This is a genomic window from Modestobacter sp. SYSU DS0875 (genome assembly GCF_054050915.1).
Genome location: NZ_JBJHAH010000014.1, coordinates 46,006 through 62,347, shown reverse-complemented (window position 1 = coordinate 62,347; position 16,342 = coordinate 46,006). Strand labels below are relative to the sequence as shown.

Annotated in this window: 18 protein-coding genes; 12 read left to right on the top strand and 6 right to left on the bottom strand. The window is 74.6% G+C overall.

What is annotated here, in order from left to right; genetic code table 11:
- The first annotated feature begins 2 nt into the window (after positions 1–2).
- From ACI79Y_RS10755 to ppk2, 7 genes are all read left to right on the top strand, one after another.
- On the top strand, positions 3–593 hold the full coding sequence (locus tag ACI79Y_RS10755; protein ID WP_457158473.1) for an O-methyltransferase: 591 nt from the start codon (positions 3–5) through the stop codon (positions 591–593).
- A gap of 26 nt (positions 594–619) precedes the next feature.
- Complete coding sequence (locus tag ACI79Y_RS10750) at positions 620–1,345, top strand: carbon-nitrogen hydrolase family protein (RefSeq protein ID WP_457158472.1); 726 nt, start codon at positions 620–622, stop codon at positions 1,343–1,345.
- Positions 1,346–1,389: 44 nt separating this feature from the next.
- Positions 1,390–2,757 carry a glucose-6-phosphate dehydrogenase gene (locus ACI79Y_RS10745; protein ID WP_457158471.1) on the top strand — a complete coding sequence of 456 codons (1,368 nt, stop codon included), beginning with the start codon at positions 1,390–1,392 and terminating at the stop codon, positions 2,755–2,757.
- Positions 2,758–2,906: 149 nt separating this feature from the next.
- Positions 2,907–3,686 carry a GNAT family N-acetyltransferase gene (locus ACI79Y_RS10740; protein ID WP_457158470.1) on the top strand — a complete coding sequence of 260 codons (780 nt, stop codon included), beginning with the start codon at positions 2,907–2,909 and terminating at the stop codon, positions 3,684–3,686.
- Positions 3,683–4,591 carry a lysophospholipid acyltransferase family protein gene (locus ACI79Y_RS10735; protein WP_457158469.1) on the top strand — a complete coding sequence of 303 codons (909 nt, stop codon included), beginning with the start codon at positions 3,683–3,685 and terminating at the stop codon, positions 4,589–4,591. The genes ACI79Y_RS10740 and ACI79Y_RS10735 overlap by 4 nt, the downstream gene beginning before the upstream one ends.
- Complete coding sequence (locus ACI79Y_RS10730) at positions 4,581–5,762, top strand: glycosyltransferase family 4 protein (RefSeq protein ID WP_457158468.1); 1,182 nt, start codon at positions 4,581–4,583, stop codon at positions 5,760–5,762. Before ACI79Y_RS10735 ends, ACI79Y_RS10730 begins: the two co-directional genes overlap by 11 nt.
- Positions 5,763–5,818: 56 nt before the next feature.
- A complete protein-coding gene (ppk2, locus tag ACI79Y_RS10725) occupies positions 5,819–6,736 on the top strand; it encodes a polyphosphate kinase 2 (RefSeq protein WP_457158467.1) in 918 nt (305 codons plus the stop codon).
- Between the two features lie 79 nt (positions 6,737–6,815).
- Here ppk2 and ACI79Y_RS10720 read toward each other — a convergent pair whose 3' ends face one another.
- Positions 6,816–7,601, bottom strand: coding sequence for a DUF2382 domain-containing protein (locus tag ACI79Y_RS10720; RefSeq protein WP_457158466.1), 786 nt, complete (start codon positions 7,599–7,601; stop codon positions 6,816–6,818).
- A 280-nt stretch (positions 7,602–7,881) separates the two neighbouring features.
- On the opposite strand from ACI79Y_RS10720, the gene ACI79Y_RS10715 reads away from it, so the two are divergent.
- From ACI79Y_RS10715 to ACI79Y_RS10705, 3 genes are all read left to right on the top strand, one after another.
- A complete protein-coding gene (locus ACI79Y_RS10715) occupies positions 7,882–8,691 on the top strand; it encodes a DUF3097 domain-containing protein (protein WP_457158465.1) in 810 nt (269 codons plus the stop codon).
- Positions 8,692–8,777: 86 nt separating this feature from the next.
- The gene (locus tag ACI79Y_RS10710) at positions 8,778–9,710 is read left to right on the top strand and encodes a hypothetical protein (RefSeq protein WP_457158464.1); all 933 of its coding nucleotides are present in this window, start codon (positions 8,778–8,780) and stop codon (positions 9,708–9,710) included.
- Position 9,711: 1 nt separating this feature from the next.
- Complete coding sequence (locus tag ACI79Y_RS10705) at positions 9,712–10,164, top strand: GntR family transcriptional regulator (RefSeq protein ID WP_457158463.1); 453 nt, start codon at positions 9,712–9,714, stop codon at positions 10,162–10,164.
- Here the strand turns inward: ACI79Y_RS10705 and ACI79Y_RS10700 are convergent.
- The 3 genes from ACI79Y_RS10700 to ACI79Y_RS10690 all read right to left on the bottom strand — a co-directional run bounded on the left by ACI79Y_RS10700 (position 10,149) and on the right by ACI79Y_RS10690 (position 13,022).
- A complete protein-coding gene (locus ACI79Y_RS10700) occupies positions 10,149–10,991 on the bottom strand; it encodes an aldo/keto reductase (protein WP_457158462.1) in 843 nt (280 codons plus the stop codon). The two genes, ACI79Y_RS10705 and ACI79Y_RS10700, sit on opposite strands and share 16 nt — an antisense overlap.
- A 133-nt stretch (positions 10,992–11,124) precedes the next feature.
- Positions 11,125–11,532, bottom strand: coding sequence for a helix-turn-helix domain-containing protein (locus ACI79Y_RS10695; RefSeq protein WP_457158461.1), 408 nt, complete (start codon positions 11,530–11,532; stop codon positions 11,125–11,127).
- On the bottom strand, positions 11,532–13,022 hold the full coding sequence (locus ACI79Y_RS10690; protein ID WP_457158460.1) for a SulP family inorganic anion transporter: 1,491 nt from the start codon (positions 13,020–13,022) through the stop codon (positions 11,532–11,534). Before ACI79Y_RS10690 ends, ACI79Y_RS10695 begins: the two co-directional genes overlap by 1 nt.
- Before the next feature lie 3 nt (positions 13,023–13,025).
- Between ACI79Y_RS10690 and ACI79Y_RS10685 the strand changes: the two genes are divergently transcribed.
- Entirely contained in the window at positions 13,026–13,196 is a 171-nt protein-coding gene (locus ACI79Y_RS10685; protein WP_457158459.1) for a hypothetical protein, read from the top strand.
- Between the two features lie 27 nt (positions 13,197–13,223).
- Here the strand turns inward: ACI79Y_RS10685 and ACI79Y_RS10680 are convergent, their stop codons facing one another.
- Together ACI79Y_RS10680 and ACI79Y_RS10675 are read right to left on the bottom strand one after the other, a co-directional pair.
- On the bottom strand, positions 13,224–13,475 hold the full coding sequence (locus ACI79Y_RS10680; protein ID WP_457158458.1) for a hypothetical protein: 252 nt from the start codon (positions 13,473–13,475) through the stop codon (positions 13,224–13,226).
- 346 nt (positions 13,476–13,821) lie between these two features.
- Positions 13,822–15,087 (bottom strand): MFS transporter, encoded by a 1,266-nt coding sequence (locus tag ACI79Y_RS10675; RefSeq protein WP_457158457.1) that lies wholly within the window; start codon positions 15,085–15,087, stop codon positions 13,822–13,824.
- Between the two features lie 121 nt (positions 15,088–15,208).
- On the opposite strand from ACI79Y_RS10675, the gene moaA reads away from it, so the two are divergent.
- Positions 15,209–16,258 (top strand): GTP 3',8-cyclase MoaA, encoded by a 1,050-nt coding sequence (gene moaA, locus ACI79Y_RS10670; protein WP_457158456.1) that lies wholly within the window; start codon positions 15,209–15,211, stop codon positions 16,256–16,258.
- Positions 16,259–16,342 lie beyond the last annotated feature (84 nt).

Genomic DNA, 16,342 nt, shown 5'->3' with positions numbered 1-16,342 from the left:
TCATGACCGAGGAGTTCGACGACGTCGTCCGCGCGCTGCACGAGGAGGGCGCCCGCCTCGACGCCGACCGGGCGAACCCCGCGAAGCGACCGCGCAACCTCAGCCCGGACGCGGCGGCGCTGCTGGCGGTGGTCGTCCAGGCGATGGGCGCCGGGCGGGTGCTGGAGATCGGCACCTCCAACGGCTTCTCCACGCTGTGGCTCGCCCGCGCGGTGCAGGAGCACGACGGCACGGTCCTCTCCGTGGACGTCGATGCCGTCGGGCAGCAGGCGGCCGCCGCCAACCTGGCCCGGGTCGGCCTGGCGGAGCACGTCGAGCTCCGCTGCGCCGACGGCGGCGACGTGCTGCGCCGGCTGCCCGACGGCGGCCAGGACGTGGTGTTCCTGGACGCCGAACGCTCGCGGTACGCGGACTGGTGGCCCCACCCGGTGCGGGTGCTGCGCGCCGGTGGCCTGCTCGCCATCGACAACGTGCTCTCCCACCCCGACCAGGTCGCCGACGTCCGTGGCCGGATCGAGGCCGACCCACGCCTCACCTCGACCGTCGCCCCGGTCGGCAAGGGCCTGCTGCTGGCGGTCCGCCGGGCCCGGTGACCAGGTCGGGCTGGCACGATCCCCCTGTGCTGCTCGCCCTCGCCCAGACCGCCAGCCGCCCCGGGGACGTCGCCGCGAACCTCGTCGCGCACGAGGACCGGATCGCCGAGGCCGGGGCAGCCGGTGCGCAGCTGGTGGTCTTCCCCGAGCTGTCGCTGACCGGCTACGAGCTGGACCTCGTCGCCGACCGGGCCGACCTCTGGTTCACCCCCGACGACGCCCGGCTGGCGCCGCTGCGTGCCGCCTGCGCCCGGGCCGGGCTGACCGCGGTGGTCGGCGCACCTCTGCGGGAGGACGGCGCGCGGTTGCTCGGCGCCCTGGTCATCGCCCCGGACAGGCCGGTCACCGGCTACGGCAAGCGCCGGCTGTTCGGACCGGAGCAGGAGGTCTTCCAGTCCGGTCGGCAGCCGGTCGTGCTGGAGGTGGCGCACCGGCGGCTGGCGCTCGGGATCTGCGCCGACCTCGGCGACACCGGGCAGGCCCGCGAGGCAGGGACGACGGCGGACGCGTGGGTGCTGGGCGTCCTGGCCTCGACGGACGGCTGGGCCACCGACGCCGCTCGCGCCGGCGCGGCCGCCACCCGGTACGGGATCACCGTCGCGTTCGCCAACCACGCCCGGCCCAGCGGTGCCCACGACGCCGACGGCGACAGCGGGGTCTGGACGGCCGACGGGGCGGTGCGCACCGCCGGCCCCGGGGAGCAGCTCCTCCTCACCACCGTCCCCGCCCGGCTCGACGCGGTCACCGGGTAGGACCGCGGGGGTTCAGGACGCCGCCCGGTGGGCAGGTCGCCTGCATGCGTGTGACCTTCGTGGTGCTGGGCGGCCGGGGCGACCTGACCGGCCGGCTGCTCCTGCCCGGGCTGGCCGAGCTGTTCGACGCCGCCGACGGCGAGGGCTTCGACGGCGAGATCGACCTGCTCGCGGTCGGCCGGGCCGAGTGGTCCGACGACGAGTACCGCGACTGGGCCCGGGAACGGCTGGCCGAGCACGCCGGGCACGTGCCGGAGGAGACCCGGGACCGGCTGGTCGCCCGGCTGGGGTACCAGCAGGGCGACGTCACCGAGCCCGCCGACCTGCGCAGGGCGCTGGACCGGGCCGAGGGCCGCCCGGTCGTGTACCTGGCCCTGCCCAACACCGTCTTCCTCCCCACCCTGCAGGCGCTCACCGAGGTCGACCTGCCCGAGGGCACCTCCATCGGCGTCGAGAAGCCCTTCGGCCGGGACCAGGCCGACGCCCGCGAGCTGAACGCCGTGCTGCACCGGCTGGTGCCCGAGGACCGCGTCTTCCGCACCGACCACTTCCTGGCGATGCAGACGGTGCTGAACATCCTGGGTCTGCGCTTCGCCAACCGGCTGTTCGAGCCGGTCTGGAACGCCGGGCACGTCGAGCGGGTCGAGATCGTCTTCGACGAGACGCTGGGCCTGGAGGGGCGGGCGGGCTACTACGACACCGCCGGCGCGCTGCGGGACATGCTGCAGAACCACCTGCTGCAGCAGCTGGCGCTGATCGCGATGGAGCCGCCGCTGGCGGTCGACGGCCCCAGCCTGTCCGCCCGCAAGGCCGACGTGCTGCGGGCGGTGCGCCCCCCGGCCGACATGGCCCGGGACACCGTGCGGGCCCGCTACACCGCCGGCACCGTCGCCGGTCGCGAGCTGCCCGACTACACCAGCGAGGACGGGGTCGACCCCGCTCGGGAGACCGAGACCTACGCCGAGTACACGGTCACCATCGACAACTGGCGGTGGGCCGGGGTGCCGTTCCGGCTGCGTACCGGCAAGGCGCTGGGCGAGGGCCGGCAGGAGATCGCGGTCTGGTTCAAGCCGGTGCCGCACCTGGCCTTCGCGCACGAGCAGCCGCAGCCCGACGTGCTGCGGATGCGCTTCGACCCCGACCACATCACCGTGGAGATCAACCTCAACGGCGCCGACGACCCGTTCGACCTGGAGCGCCACGCCCTGGACATCGGGCTGTCACCGAACCCGCTGTCGGCCTACGGCCTGCTGCTCCGGGAGATGGCCGCCGGCGACGCGACGCTGTCCATCAGCGACGTGGAGGCCGAGGAGTCGTGGCGGATCGTCGAGCCGATCCTCGCCGCGTGGGCCGCCGGCGAGGTGCCGCTGCGGGAGTACCCCGCCGGGTCGGCGGGGCCCGCCCGGGACTGATGCGTCCCCCGGCCGGGTGACTCCCCGGCCGGGATTTGCCGTCCCGACGGGGACGCGCCAGGCCGCGGCCACTCGACGGACACCTCGCCCGCTGAACCTGGCGGCGTCCGGGCCCCGCCCAGGGGCCTCCCGGCACCCGAGGTGTCCCCGTGACCCCCACCCCGACCACGCTCCCCCCACTCCCCGCGCTCCGGTCCACGACCACCACCTACACGACCACGCTGGCCACCGACGCCGCCGACCTCGTCGCCGTCCAGCGCCTGCGGCACGAGGTGTTCGCCGTGGAAGGCGGCGCCCAGCTGGGCCCGGCGGGCGCCGCCACCGGCCGGGACGTCGACGAGTGGGACGAGCTCTGCGACCACCTGCTGGTCCGCGACGAGCGGACCGGCGAGGTGGTCGGCACCTACCGGCTGCTGCCGCCCGAGAGCGCCGCCGCCGCGGGCCGCAGCTACTCCGCCGGCGAGTTCGACCTCGACCGGCACGCCCCGCTGCGCCCCGGACTGGTCGAGGCCGGCCGCAGCTGCGTGCACCCCGCCCACCGCAGCGGCGCCGTGATCACCCGGCTGTGGGCCGGCGTCGCCCGGTACGTGCTCGACCGGGGCGCGACCCACCTGGCGGGCTGCGCCTCCGTGTCACTGTCCGACGGCGGCGAGACCGCCGCGGGGGTGTGGGACCTGGTCCGCGACCGGCACCTGTCCCCCGCCCACCTGCGGGTCGTGCCGCACCTGCCCTTCGACGTCGAGTCCCCGCCCCGGCCGGCCCGGCTGGTGGTCCCGCCGCTGCTGCGCGCCTACCTGAAGCTGGGCGCGCGGGTCTGCGGGCGGCCGGCCTGGGACCCCGCCTTCGGGACGGCGGACTTCTACGTGCTGCTCGACCTCGCCGCCGTCCCCCGCCCGGTGCTCGACCGCCTCACCGGAGGTGCCCGGTGAGCGTCTGGCTGCCGGTCAGCACCTGCACGTCGGCCTGCGCCGGTGACCCGGCCGCCACCGTGGACCCGGCCACCCGGCGCCGCCGCTGGCTGCGGCTGGCCGGTGCGCTCGCCGGCGCGGGAGCGGCGTCGCTGCGCGCACCGGCGGTCAGCGCCCGCGGCCGCCGCCGCATCCTCGTCTGCGCTGCGGCCCGGGTGCTGACCGCCGTCGGCGTCCGTGTCGAGGTGCACCCGTCCCCGGTCGGCTGGCCCCGCACCGGTCCCGGGCACGGCCCCGGGCACCTGGTGGTCAGCAACCACGTGTCCTGGGTGGACGACCTGGCGATGCTCACCGTCGTCCCCGGTCTGCCGGTGGCCAAGCGCGAGGTGGGCGAGTGGCCGCTCGTGGGTGGGCTGGCCCGCCGGGCCGGCCTGGTGCTGCTCGACCGCGCCCGGATCCGCACCCTGCCGGGCGCCGTGGCGCAGGCCGCCGCGGCGCTGCGCGCCGGCACGACGGTGACGGTCCACCCGGAGGGGACGACGTCCTGCGGGGTGGAGCTGGAACGGTTCCGCCCCGCCTTCTTCCAGGCCGCGGTCGACGCCGCCGCCCCGGTGTGCCCGGTCGCCGTCCGGTACCGGCTGGCCGGCGGGGAGGCCACCGCGCTCGCCGGCTACCTGGCCGACGAGCCGCTGTGGCGCAGCGTGGCCCGGGTGGTCGCCGCGCGGGGCCTGGTCGTGGAGGTGCACCTGCTGCCGGCGCTGGACCCGGCGGGGGCGGGCCGCCGGGAGCTGGCCGCGCTGGCGGAGTACGCCGTCGCCGCGGTCACCGAGTCACGCGCACCGGTCGTCGCCGCGCACCCGCGCCGGCTGCGGGTCCCCGTCCGGCAGGTCGTGCCGGCGCCCCGGGAAGCCTCCCGTGCTGCGTGAGGCGGTGCCCGCCGACCCGACCACCGTGGCCGTGCCCGGCGCGCCGGGGATGCGCGTCCTGGTGGTCGCCGAGACCTTCCTCCCGGCCGTCAACGGGGTGGTGAACTCGGTCCTGCGGCTGGTCGACCACCTCGCCGTGCGGGGGCACGACCCGGTGGTGCTGGCGCCGTCGGGGGCCGACTACGAGTCCCGCTGCGGCGCCCGGGTGCAGGTGGTCACCGTGCCGGCGATGCGCCTGCCGAGGTACCGGCAGCTGCAGCTGGCCCGCCCCACCGGCGACCTCACCGCGGTCCTGCGCCGCCTGGCGCCGGACGTCGTCCACCTCGCGTCCCCGGCCGTGCTCGGCCTGGCCGCGGCCCGCGCCGCCCGCAGCCTGGGCGTGCCGTCCGTGGCGGTGTTCCAGACCGATCTCGCCGCCTTCGCCCAGCGCTACCGGCTGCCGGGCGGACCGGCCGCCGCCTGGCGCTTCCTGCGCACCGTGCACGGCACCGCCGACCTAACGCTCGCCCCCTCCTCGCCGACGGCGGCGGAGCTGCGGCGGCACGGGATCGGCCCGGTGGCGCTCTGGCCGCGGGGGGTGGACCTGGAGCAGTTCTGCCCGACCCGGCGCGACCGCGCGCTGCGCGCCGAGCTGGCGCCCGGCGGCGAGCTGCTGGTGGGCGTGGTGGCCCGCCTGGCACTGGAGAAGCGGCTGGACCTGCTCGGCCCGGTCAGCGAGCTGCCCGGGGTGCGGCTGGTCGTGGTCGGCGACGGTCCGCAGCGGCGGGCGCTGACCAGGGCGATGCCGCGGGCCCGGTTCCTCGGCCAGCTGGGTGGGGCGGACCTCGGCGCCGTCGTCGCCTCGCTGGACCTGTTCGTGCACCCGGGGGCGGACGAGACGTTCTGCCAGGCGGTGCAGGAGGCGCTGGCCGCGGGGGTGCCGGCGGTCGTCGCCGCGTCCGGCGGGCCGCTGGACCTGGTGCGGCACCGGGAGAACGGCTGGCTGTGGGCCGGCGACGACCCGCAGGTGCTGGCCGCGATCGTCGCCGGGTTGCGGGACGACCCGGCAGCGCTTGCGGCGGCCGCCGTCCGGGCGCGACCTTCGGTGGAGAGCCGCACCTGGGGCCGGGTCGGCGACGCGCTCATCGAGCACCTGCGGCAGGTCCGGGCCGCCGCTGCGCTGTCCCGGTGAACGAGACCGGCCGTTCCACGTGGAACCACCGAGGCAGTTCGGGTGAGGATCGGGACATGGACATCCGACCGGCACCCTCATCCGTGCTCGACCTGTCGCAGTGGCGGCTCAACGCCCTTCCCGACACCAACAGCGACGAGGACTGGGACGACGACCGTGAGCTCTTCGACCCAGAGGGCAACCGGGTCGACACCTGGCGCGAGGCCTTCCCGTACGACGAGCGGCTGCACCGCCGCGAGTACGAGATCCGCAAGCGCCTGCTGCAGATCGAGATGCTGAAGCTGCAGGGCTGGGTGAAGGAGACCGGCCAGAAGATGGTCGTCGTGTTCGAGGGCCGGGACGCCGCCGGCAAGGGCGGCACCATCAAGCGGTTCACCGAGCACCTGAACCCCCGGGGCGCCCGGGTGGTGGCGCTGGACAAGCCGTCCGAGCGCGAGCAGTCGCAGTGGTACTTCCAGCGCTACGTGCAGCACCTGCCCGCCGCCGGGGAGATCGTGCTGTTCGACCGCTCCTGGTACAACCGGGCCGGCGTCGAGCGGGTGATGGGCTACTGCACGCCCGAGGAGTACCGGCTGTTCATGCGCCAGGCCCCGGAGTTCGAGCGGATGCTCGTCGAGTCCGGCATCCACCTGGTCAAGTTCTGGTTCTCGGTGACCCGTGGCGAGCAGCGGAGCCGGTTCATCGTCCGGCAGATCGACCCGGTGCGGCAGTGGAAGCTCTCCCCCACCGACCTCGCCTCGCTGGACCGGTGGGACGCCTACACCGAGGCGAAGGAGGCGATGTTCCTGCACACCGACACCGAGCACGCGCCGTGGACGGTGGTCAAGAGCAACGACAAGAAGCGTGCCCGGCTCGGCGCGATGCAGCACGTGCTGCACCGCTTCGACTACACCGACAAGGACGTCGAGGTCGTCGGGGTCCCCGACCCGCTGATCGTCGGCCCGGCCGCCGACGAACTGCCCGCAGGGCGCTGACCCCCGGACGGCCAGCCCCCGGACGACACAGCGCCCGCCCCGAACGGCCGGGGCGGGCGCTGTGCTGGCTCTGGGTGGATCAGCGGCGGGTGGTGTCCCCGCCGTCGGTGTCGATCTGCTCCTTGCGCACCTCGCCGCTCACCTGCTGCTGCTCGGTGACCGTCTCGGTGTCCAGGCGCACGCGCTCGACCGGCACGGCCTCCTTGTCCACGACCGGACGCTCGGCGTGCAACGTCACCTCGTGCTCCTCCTCGGAGATGGCCGGGCCGTCGGTGGCCTTGCCGCGGTTGGCGTCGGTGATCGGCTCGCGCTCGACCCGGACCTCCTCGTGGGACACGGGGACGGTCTCGGTCACGTTCTCGGTGACCACGTACTTGCGGAGCCGGGCGCGGCCGGCCTCCTCCTGCCGGGTGCCGACGTTGAGGCGCTCCTCCGAGCGCGTCATGGCGTCGTCGGTGGTCGGGCCGGAGGTGTCGTGCCCGACCGTCCCGTGCCGGTTGGTGTCGGCCGTGCCGGCCGTCTCCGTCCGGGTGGTGGTCTCGGTGGCGGCGCCACGGGAGGTGCCGTAGTACCGGTAGAGCTCCTGCTCCTCCTCGGGGGAGAGGTGCCCGTCGGTGTCGATCTTCGGCGCGTCCTTCACCTGGGCCTTGCTCACCGGGACGCGGACCCCGTCGCCGGTGAGGTCCGCGTCCGCGATCGGGACGAAGGACTCCTTGGTGCCGAACAGGCCGGTCTTCACGGTGACCCACTCCGGGTTGCCGGACTGGTCGTCGAGGTAGACCTCGGAAGCAGTGCCGATCTTGTCGCCGTCGGCGTCGTAGACGTCTGCGCCGATCACGCGGTCGAGGGTGTCGGTGCCGATCATGGTTCCGTTCTCCTCAAGTTCGGGGACGTGTCGTCGCAGAGAGGTCTGCCCACGCACCCCGTGCGGAAACGGCCGGCCCATGATCGACACGCGCGAGCGCGGGGAGGCTCCCGCCCCCACACCACTCACCTCGCCCTCGTCTCCGCAGGTCAGCCGATCGCAAAGGGCAGCGGGCCGCAGCCGGGGCGCTCGTGGACGACACGCCCGGGCGTCAGGTGCCCCGACAGGGACCGGGCGTGTCGTCCACCGGACCGGGCGGTGCGGCGCACAGCATGGAGGGGTGCCTCCCCGTTCGCCGTACGACAACCTGGTCCACCCGCGTACCCAGAAGAAGCCCTCCCCGCAGGTCGAGGCGCTGAAGGACGTCGTCGTCGAGGACCCCAGCAGCGGGTTCGTCGGCGCCGTCGTCCGGTGCGAGAAGGACGTCGTCCACCTCGAGGACCGGTTCGGCCGCGTCCGCGCCTACCCGCTCGGGCCCGGCTTCTGGGTCGACGGCCGGCCGGTCGTGCTGGTGCGGCCCAAGCAGAACGCGCCCTCGGGCCCGCAGCGCAGCGCCTCCGGTTCGACGTACGTCGTCGGCGCCCGGGCGCGGGTGGCCCGCGAGGGGCGGATCTACGTCGAGGGAAAGCACGACGCCGAGCTGGTGGAGAAGGTCTGGGGCCACGACCTGCGGATCGAGGGCGTCGTCGTCGAGCCGCTGCACGGCGTCGACGACCTGCCGGGGATCGTGAAGGAGTTCCGCCCGTCGTCGGGGCGGCGGCTGGGCGTGCTCGTCGACCACCTGGTCACCGGGTCCAAGGAGTCCCGGATCGCGTCGCAGATCACCGGCGACCACGCGCTCGTCGTCGGCCACCCGTTCATCGACATCTGGCAGGCGGTCAAGCCCTCCGTCGTCGGTATCAAGGCCTGGCCGACGGTGCCCCGGGGCGAGGACTGGAAGACCGGCGTCTGCAAGCGGCTGGGCTGGGAGGACGACACCGGCTACGTGTGGGCGCAGCGCATCCTGGCCCGGGTGAAGGTCTGGACCGACCTGGAGCCCACGCTGATCGGCCGGGTCGAGGAGCTCATCGACTTCGTCACCACCGACTGAGCTCCGCACGGCCAGGGTGCTTGCGCACCGGTCACTCCTCCGCCATTGTGTCAATCAGTTGATTCAATGACTCAGTGGAGGATGTCGTGGCCACCCTGCCGCTGCTCGGCGTGCTCGTCCTGGCGCTCGCCCTGGCCGCCGCCGGTGGCGCGGGGCTCGCCCGGAGGCCAACCCCCAGCCGGGAGACCACGGTCGCGGCCGCCCGCCGGCACGCGTCGATCAGCGCTGCCGCAGCCGTCATTCTGGCGGGGATCGCCGCCCTGACGACCGTGATCGTCGCAGCGGTGCCCGGGGTGCTGCAGTCACCCAATCGGAACGGGGTGTGGGCGCTGCTGGTCCCACTCGCCTTCGGCACCGTCCACACCGCCGTCCTGCTGCTCGGAGAGCTGACCTGGCCGCGCCCGGAGGGTGACGTGCGGCGGGCTCGGCTGGTGCACCGGGGACTGCTCGACGCCGCGCCGCGCTGGCTGGTCCGACTGACGGCGGCGGCGCTGCTCGGCGGCGCCGTCGTCGTGCTGCTCGGCGCGCCGCTCGCGGCCCCCGACGGCCGGTCGTTCGACGTGTCCGCGGCCGACGGGATGGTCCGCGGCACGGCCTCGCCCTTCGCCGGGCTCGACTACGGCGGGCCCGCAGCTCTCGGGCTGCTGGTGCTGACGGTCCTCACCGTCGGGGCGCTCCGGGTGGTCGCGCAGCGACCCGCCGTCGTCACCACCGACGACCGAATCGAGGCTGCACTGCGCCGCGCCTCTGCCCACCGGGTGCTGCGCGGGACCGCCGCCACCACGCTGGTCGTGACCGGGGGGCTGCTGACGGTGAGCGGGAACGCGGTGCACTCGGCCTCCTCCGGCGTTGTCGCCACCGCCTCGGCCAACGGCCTCGACGCGGGGACGGCCGTCGCCGCCCTCCCCTGGGCGGGCGGCATCGCGGCGGTGCTGGGGCTGGTCACGGCGCTCGCCGGTGTCGTCGTCCTCACGGTCCGGGCGCCCGGCGTCCCGGCCGACGAGCCGATCGCGGCCTGAGATGACGCTGGACGTCACGGTCGACGTCAGCAGCCCGACGCCGCCGTACGAGCAGATCCGCGCACAGATCGCCGGGCACGTCCGCGGCGGCCTGCTGGCCGCCGGCGCGCGGCTGCCCACGATCCGGGCGCTGGCCGCCGACCTGGGAGTGGCGGCCGGGACGGTGGCGCGGGCCTACACGGAACTGGAGGACGCCGGACTGGTGGTCAGTCGGCGACGGGTCGGCACCGTCGTCCTCAGCCAGGCCGGGCCGCCCGCCGGACAGGACCGGGTGCACGCGGCCGCCGCAGCCTTGGCCCGCGTCGCCTTCGAGGACGGTGTGGCGGAGGAGACCGTGCTCGCCGTCGTCCGAGCCGCGCTGCGGGCGGCACCGACCCCGGAGACGACGCCGGCCGCCGTCCCGGAAGGGGACGGCGGCCGGCGAGGAGCCCGACGGGCTCAGCTGGGGATGTAGTTGAAGTCGTCCGGGTTCGGGCCGTTGCGGCCGTCGGCGCGGTCCAGGCCGTCGATCTCGCGCATGTCGTCGTCGGTGAGCTCGAAGTCGAACAGGTCGAAGTTCTGCTCGACCCGGCTGCGGGTGACCGACTTCGGGAAGACGATGTCGCCGCGCTGGAGGTGCCAGCGCAGCGTCGCCTGCGCCGGGCTCTTCCCGTACCGCTCGCCGATCCGGATGAGGGTCGGGTCGTCGAGGACCTTGCCCTGCGCGATCGGCGCCCAGGCCTCGGTGCGGATCTCGTGGTCGGCGTTGAACGCCCGCAGGTCGTTCTGCGCGAAGTAGGGGTGCACCTCGATCTGGTTCACCACCGGGCGGATCTCGGTCTCGCCGAACATCCGGCGCAGGTGGTGGGCGTTGAAGTTGGAGACGCCGATGGCCTTGACCCGGCCGGACCGGTAGATCTCCTCCATCGCCTTCCAGGTCTCGACGTAGTCGACGTCGATGCCCGGCAGTGGCCAGTGGATGAGGAACAGGTCCAGGTAGTCGAAGCCCAGCGCCTCCATCGTCCCGTCGAACGCCTTCAGCGCGGCGTCGCGGGCGTGGAAGCCGTTGTTCAGCTTGGAGGTCACGAAGACCTCCTCGCGCGGGATGCCGGACTGGCGGACGGCCTCGCCGACCTCGGCCTCGTTGCCGTACATCTCGGCGGTGTCGATGTGCCGGTAGCCGACCTCGAGGGCAGTGCGGGTGGCCTCGACGGTGTCCTCGGGCTTGATCTGGAAGACGCCGAAGCCGAGCTGCGGGATCTCGACGCCGTTGTTCAGGGGGATGGTGGGCACGGTGGCCATGCGGGGTCCTCCTCGATGGGGTGCGGTGAGCTGGCGGCGCGCGGCGGGAGCCGCGCTGCCGGCCTGCCTGCGGGCCTACCCGGCCCCTCCCGCGGTTACCCGCGAGAGATCTCACCCGCCGCACCGGGAATGCTCAGCCGTTGGCGGCCAGGTGCCCGGTCAGGCTCTCGGCGAACCCCTCGGCCACCGCGAGCTGCTCGCGCAGCGCGGTCACCCGGGCGGTGGCCGCTTCGTGGAACATCCTGAGGCGGTCCAGCAGCTGCGCGCGGTCCCCCTCCCCGCGCGCCAGGTCGGCGAGCAGGGCGAGCAGCTCGTGCATCTCCTCGAGGGTGAAGCCCAGCGGCTTCATCCGCTTGATCACCTCGAACCGGGCGACGTCGGCCTCGCTGTAGAGCCGGAAGCCGCCGTCGGTGCGTGCGGTGGGGACGACGAGGCCGTTCTCCTCGTAGAACCGGATGGTGCGCAGGCTCAGCCCGGTCCGCTCGGCGACCTGCCCGATCTGGACCAGGCCACCGCCGGCGGACGCGGTGGCCGGCGGCATCAGTGCGCCCCGGCCAGCTGGCCCGAGTGCCGCTCGTAGCGGTCCGCCGAGTGGCCGGTGAGCCCGACGACCCGGACCTGCTTGCCGCGCACCTCGTACTTGTGGGTGATCGCGTCCAGCGCGGCGACGGTCGAGGCGTCCCAGACGTGCGCGTCGGTCAGGTCGATGACCACGTTCTGCGGGTCGCCGGCGTAGTCGAACTGCGTGTACAGGTCGTTGCTGGAGGCGAAGAACAGCGCGCCGTGCACCTGGTAGACCCGGGTGTCCGCGTCGGCGCCCCGGACGCTGGTGACCTCGACGAGGTGGGCCACCCGGCGGGCGAAGAGCACACAGGCGACGAGCACGCCGGCGGCCACCCCGATGGCCAGGTTGTGGGTGATCAGCGTGCCGGCGACGGTCGTGAGCATCACCGCGGTCTCGCTGAGCGGCATCCGGTGGATGGTGCGCAGGCTGTGCCAGTCGAAGGTGGCGATCGACACGAAGATCATCACCGCGACCAGCGCGGCCATCGGGATGATCGCGACGACGTCGCCGAGCGCCACCACGAGCACCAGCAGCAGGGCACCGGCCAGGAAGGTCGACAGCCGCGTGCGGGCGCCGGACTTCACGTTGATCATGGTCTGGCCGATCATCGCGCAGCCGCCCATTCCACCGAAGAGGCCCGAGGCGATGTTCGCGGTGCCCTGGCCCCAGGACTCCCGGCTCTTGTTCGAACCCGTGTCGGTGATGTCGTCGACCAGCTTGGCCGTCATCAGCGACTCCATCAGCCCGACGAAGGCGACCCCCAGGGCGAAGGGCGCGATGATGGCCAGCGTCTCGAGGGTGAACGGAACGGCCGGGATGCCGAAGAAGGGCAGGCTGTCGGGCAGGGCGCCCTCGTCCCCGACGGTGGGGACGTCCCACCCGGCGGCGACGACCGCGCCGGTCACCAGGACGATCGCCACCAGGGGCGCCGGCACGGCCGTGGTGAGCCGCGGCAGCCCGAAGATGATCAGCAGGCCGACGGCCGCCAGCGGGTAGACCAGCCAGGGGACGTCGACCAGGTGCGTCAGCTGCGCGGTGAAGATCAGGATGGCCAGCGCGTTGACGAAGCCGACCATGACGCTCCGCGGGATGAACCGCATCAGCCGGGCGAACCCGATCAGGCCGAGCACGACCTGGAACACGCCACCGAGGACGACGGCGGCGAACAGGTACTCCACGCCGTACTCCAGGGCCAGCGGCGCCACCACCAGCGCGATGGCCCCGGTCGCCGCGGTGATCATGGCCGGGCGGCCGCCGGTGAACGCGATGACCACCGCCATCACGAACGACGAGTAGAGCCCCACCCGCGGGTCGACCCCGGCGAGGATGGAGAAGCTGATCGCCTCGGGGATGAGCGCCAGGGCGACGACGAGGCCGGCGAGCACCTCGGTGCGGGCGACGGACGGGGAGAGCCAGGCGGGCCGGCTCAGGCGCGGCTTGGGCAGCGCGGGCAGTGCTGAGGACAAGTCGTGTTCTCCAGGTCGTACGCCCGCTCGGGCGCGCAGGACGGCACCGAGTCCGGTGCCGGGAAGGACGGGGCGGTACGTCGGCGCACCGTGCTGGCGCATCCCTCGGACCGGGACGACGTCGTCGCGGCCGGGTGCGCGGTCACGGACAGTCTGCCGCCGACTCTCCCCTGACGTAAGGGTCGGTGAGTGCGGCGTTGGTCACTTCTCCGGCGCGGGGTCGGGCACCGGCGCCGGCACCGTCCCCGGCTCGGCCGGTCGCGCGCCGGCCGGCGGGACGACGTCGTCCCCCAGCGGCGGGGGCACCGGCAGCAGCAGGGCGACCACCCCGACGACCACCGGCAGCACGGCCGAGGCGGCCAGCGCGACGCCGTACCCGCCGGTGGCGTCGTGCACCAGCGCGAACGCCACCGGCCCGAGGGCGGTCGAGCCGACGCTGACCGCGGCGACCACGCCGCGGATCGCGCCGAGGTGGGTGGTGCCGAAGCAGCGGGGAAGGCGCTGGCCTCGACGGTGCGCACCGCACCACCCGAGCCGCCGATCAGCGCGCCGAACACGATCGCCGACCACCCCGGCCCCACGACGGTCCCCATCACCAGGCCACCGGCGAGCAGCGCCATCGAGCCGGCGGTCACCCACCGGGGGTCGACCCGGTCGATGAGCGCCCCGACGGCGAGCGTGCCCAGCAGGGCGAGGAGCGGGGCCGGCGGCGTCGTCGGCGCAGGCGGAGGAGATCAGGGAAGACCACGAGCGGCCGGGCAGGGCCGCTCGGGAGCGGTCGACCGACCCCTCCCGGCGACTACCGCTCCCGTGCGGTGACGCCGGCGGACGGACCCGGCACCGGGGCCTGGACCACCGGCGCCTCCGGACGGCGGAGCACCAGCCACCCGGCGACGCCGACCAGGCCGGCCAGCGCCGCGCCGAGGGCGGGGACGGCGAACGCGCCCTCGGCACCCCAGGCGTCCACGGCGGCGCCGGCCAGCGCGGAGCCCGCGGTCACGCCGACGGTGAGCCCGGTGGAGGTCCAGGTCAGCCCCTCGGTGAGCGCTGCCCGGGGCACCCGCGACTCGACCAGCGACATCCCGGCCACCAGCACCGGCGCGATGGTCAGCCCGGCGAGGAAGGCCAGGCCGACCAGCATCGGCAGCGAGTCGACCAGGTGCAGCGTCTGCGCCGCGACGGCGAACAGCAGCGCGCAGGCCAGGAACCGGCTGACCAGGGTGCCGGGCAGCCGGAGCACGCCGTAGGCGAGCCCGGCGACCAGGCTGCCCGCGGCGTACGTGGACAGCGCGATGCCGGCCGCGGCCGGGTGCCCCTCCGCGTCGGCGAACCCGACGACCACCACGTCGATCGCGCCGAACACGCTGCCCATCGCCAGGTAGGTGACCGCGATCGCCACCAGGCCGGCGGTGAGCACCCGCACCCGGGGCCGCGGCTGGCCGGCGACCTGGCGCTCCACCGGCGGCGCGCTGGCCTCCAGCCGGGAGAGCACCAGCCCGCCGACGACGCCGAGCAGCAGCCCGGTCAGGAAGCCGGCGGGCGGGGACACCGCGGCCGCGAGCACGGTGACCAGCGGCGGCGCAGCGACGAACACCACCTCGTCGGCGACGGACTCGAAGGCGAAGGCGGTCTGCCGCTGCGCGGGGTCCGGCAGCGCGTGCGCCCAGCGGCTGCGGACCACCGACCCGACGTTGGAGCCGCTGGCCCCGCAGACGGCGGCCAGCGCGAACCAGGCCCAGCGGGGCCCGTCGGCCACGACCACGGCGACGAAGGCCAGGCCGGTGACCAGGTAGAGCAGCGCCGTCCAGCGCAGCACCGGGCTCTGCCCGATCCGGTCCATCAGGCGCGCCCACTGCGGGCTGGCGATCGCGAAGGACAGCGACAGCGTGCCGGCGACCGCGCCGGCCAGGGCGTAGCTGCCGGTCTCCCCGGCGACGAGCAGCACCGAGCCCAGCCCGACGGTGGCCATCGGGACGCGGGCGAACCAGCCGGCCAGGGAGAAGGCCCGGGCGCCGGGCACGGTGAACAGCCGGGCGTAGGGGGAGAAGACGGTGCGGGGGGACACGGTTCTCGTTCTCGCGCTCTCTGGCCACAGGCGAGTGCGGGGGTGCCCGCCGGACCCTCGGGTGGCGGTGCCGAACGTAGCAGCGCGCCATCCGCTCGCGTGCGCCATTACATTGGGTCCGGTGACGACCTCCAGCCCCCTGCCCGACCCGCGGGTGCGCCCGCAGGTCACCCCGGGCACCGGCGGCCTGGTCGACCGGCACGGCCGGGTCGCCACCGACCTGCGGGTGTCGCTCACCGACCGCTGCAACCTGCGCTGTACGTACTGCATGCCACCCGAGGGCCTGCAGTGGCTGCCGAAGGTGGAGCAGCTGACCGACGACGAGGTCGTCCGGCTGGTCCGGATCGGCGTCGAGCTGCTGGGCGTCCGCGAGGTGCGGTTCACCGGCGGTGAGCCGCTGCTGCGCCCCGGGCTGCCCGGCATCGTGGCGGCCAGCACCGCGCTGCGCCCCCGGCCGGAGGTGTCGCTCACCACCAACGCGATCGGGCTGTCCCGGATGGCGCCGGCGCTGGCCGCGGCCGGACTGGACCGGATCAACGTCAGCCTCGACACCCTGGACCGCGACCGGTTCAAGCAGCTGACGTACCGCGACCGGCTCGACGACGTGCTGGCCGGCCTGCGGGCCGCGCAGGACGCCGGCCTCACCCCGGTGAAGGTCAACGCCGTCCTGCTGCACGGGATCAACGACGTCGACGCCGTCCCGCTGCTCGACTTCTGCCTGGAGCAGGGCTACGAGCTGCGGTTCATCGAGCAGATGCCGCTGGACGCCCACCACGCCTGGACCCGCGGCCGGATGGTCACCGGCGAGGACATCCTCGAACGGCTCTCGGCCGCGCACACGCTCACCCCCGCCGGGGAGGACCGCGGCTCCGCCCCCGCCGAACGCTGGCTGGTCGACGGCGGGCCGGCCACGGTCGGCGTGATCGCCTCGGTCACCCGGTCCTTCTGCGGCGCCTGCGACCGCACCCGGGTCACCGCCGACGGCCAGGTGCGCAACTGCCTGTTCGCCCGCGAGGAGTCCGACCTGCGCGGCCCGATGCGCGAGGGCGCCACCGACGCCGAGCTGGCCGACCGCTGGCGGATCGCCACCCTGGGCAAGCTGCCCGGTCACGGCATCGACGACCCGTCGTTCCTGCAGCCCTCGCGGCCGATGTCCGCGATCGGGGGCTGAGGATCGTGGTGGGAGCGGACAGGAACGTGAGCATCGCAGTGAGCGCCGGCGAGCGAGGGGCGGAGCGTTCCGCGGGAGCGACCG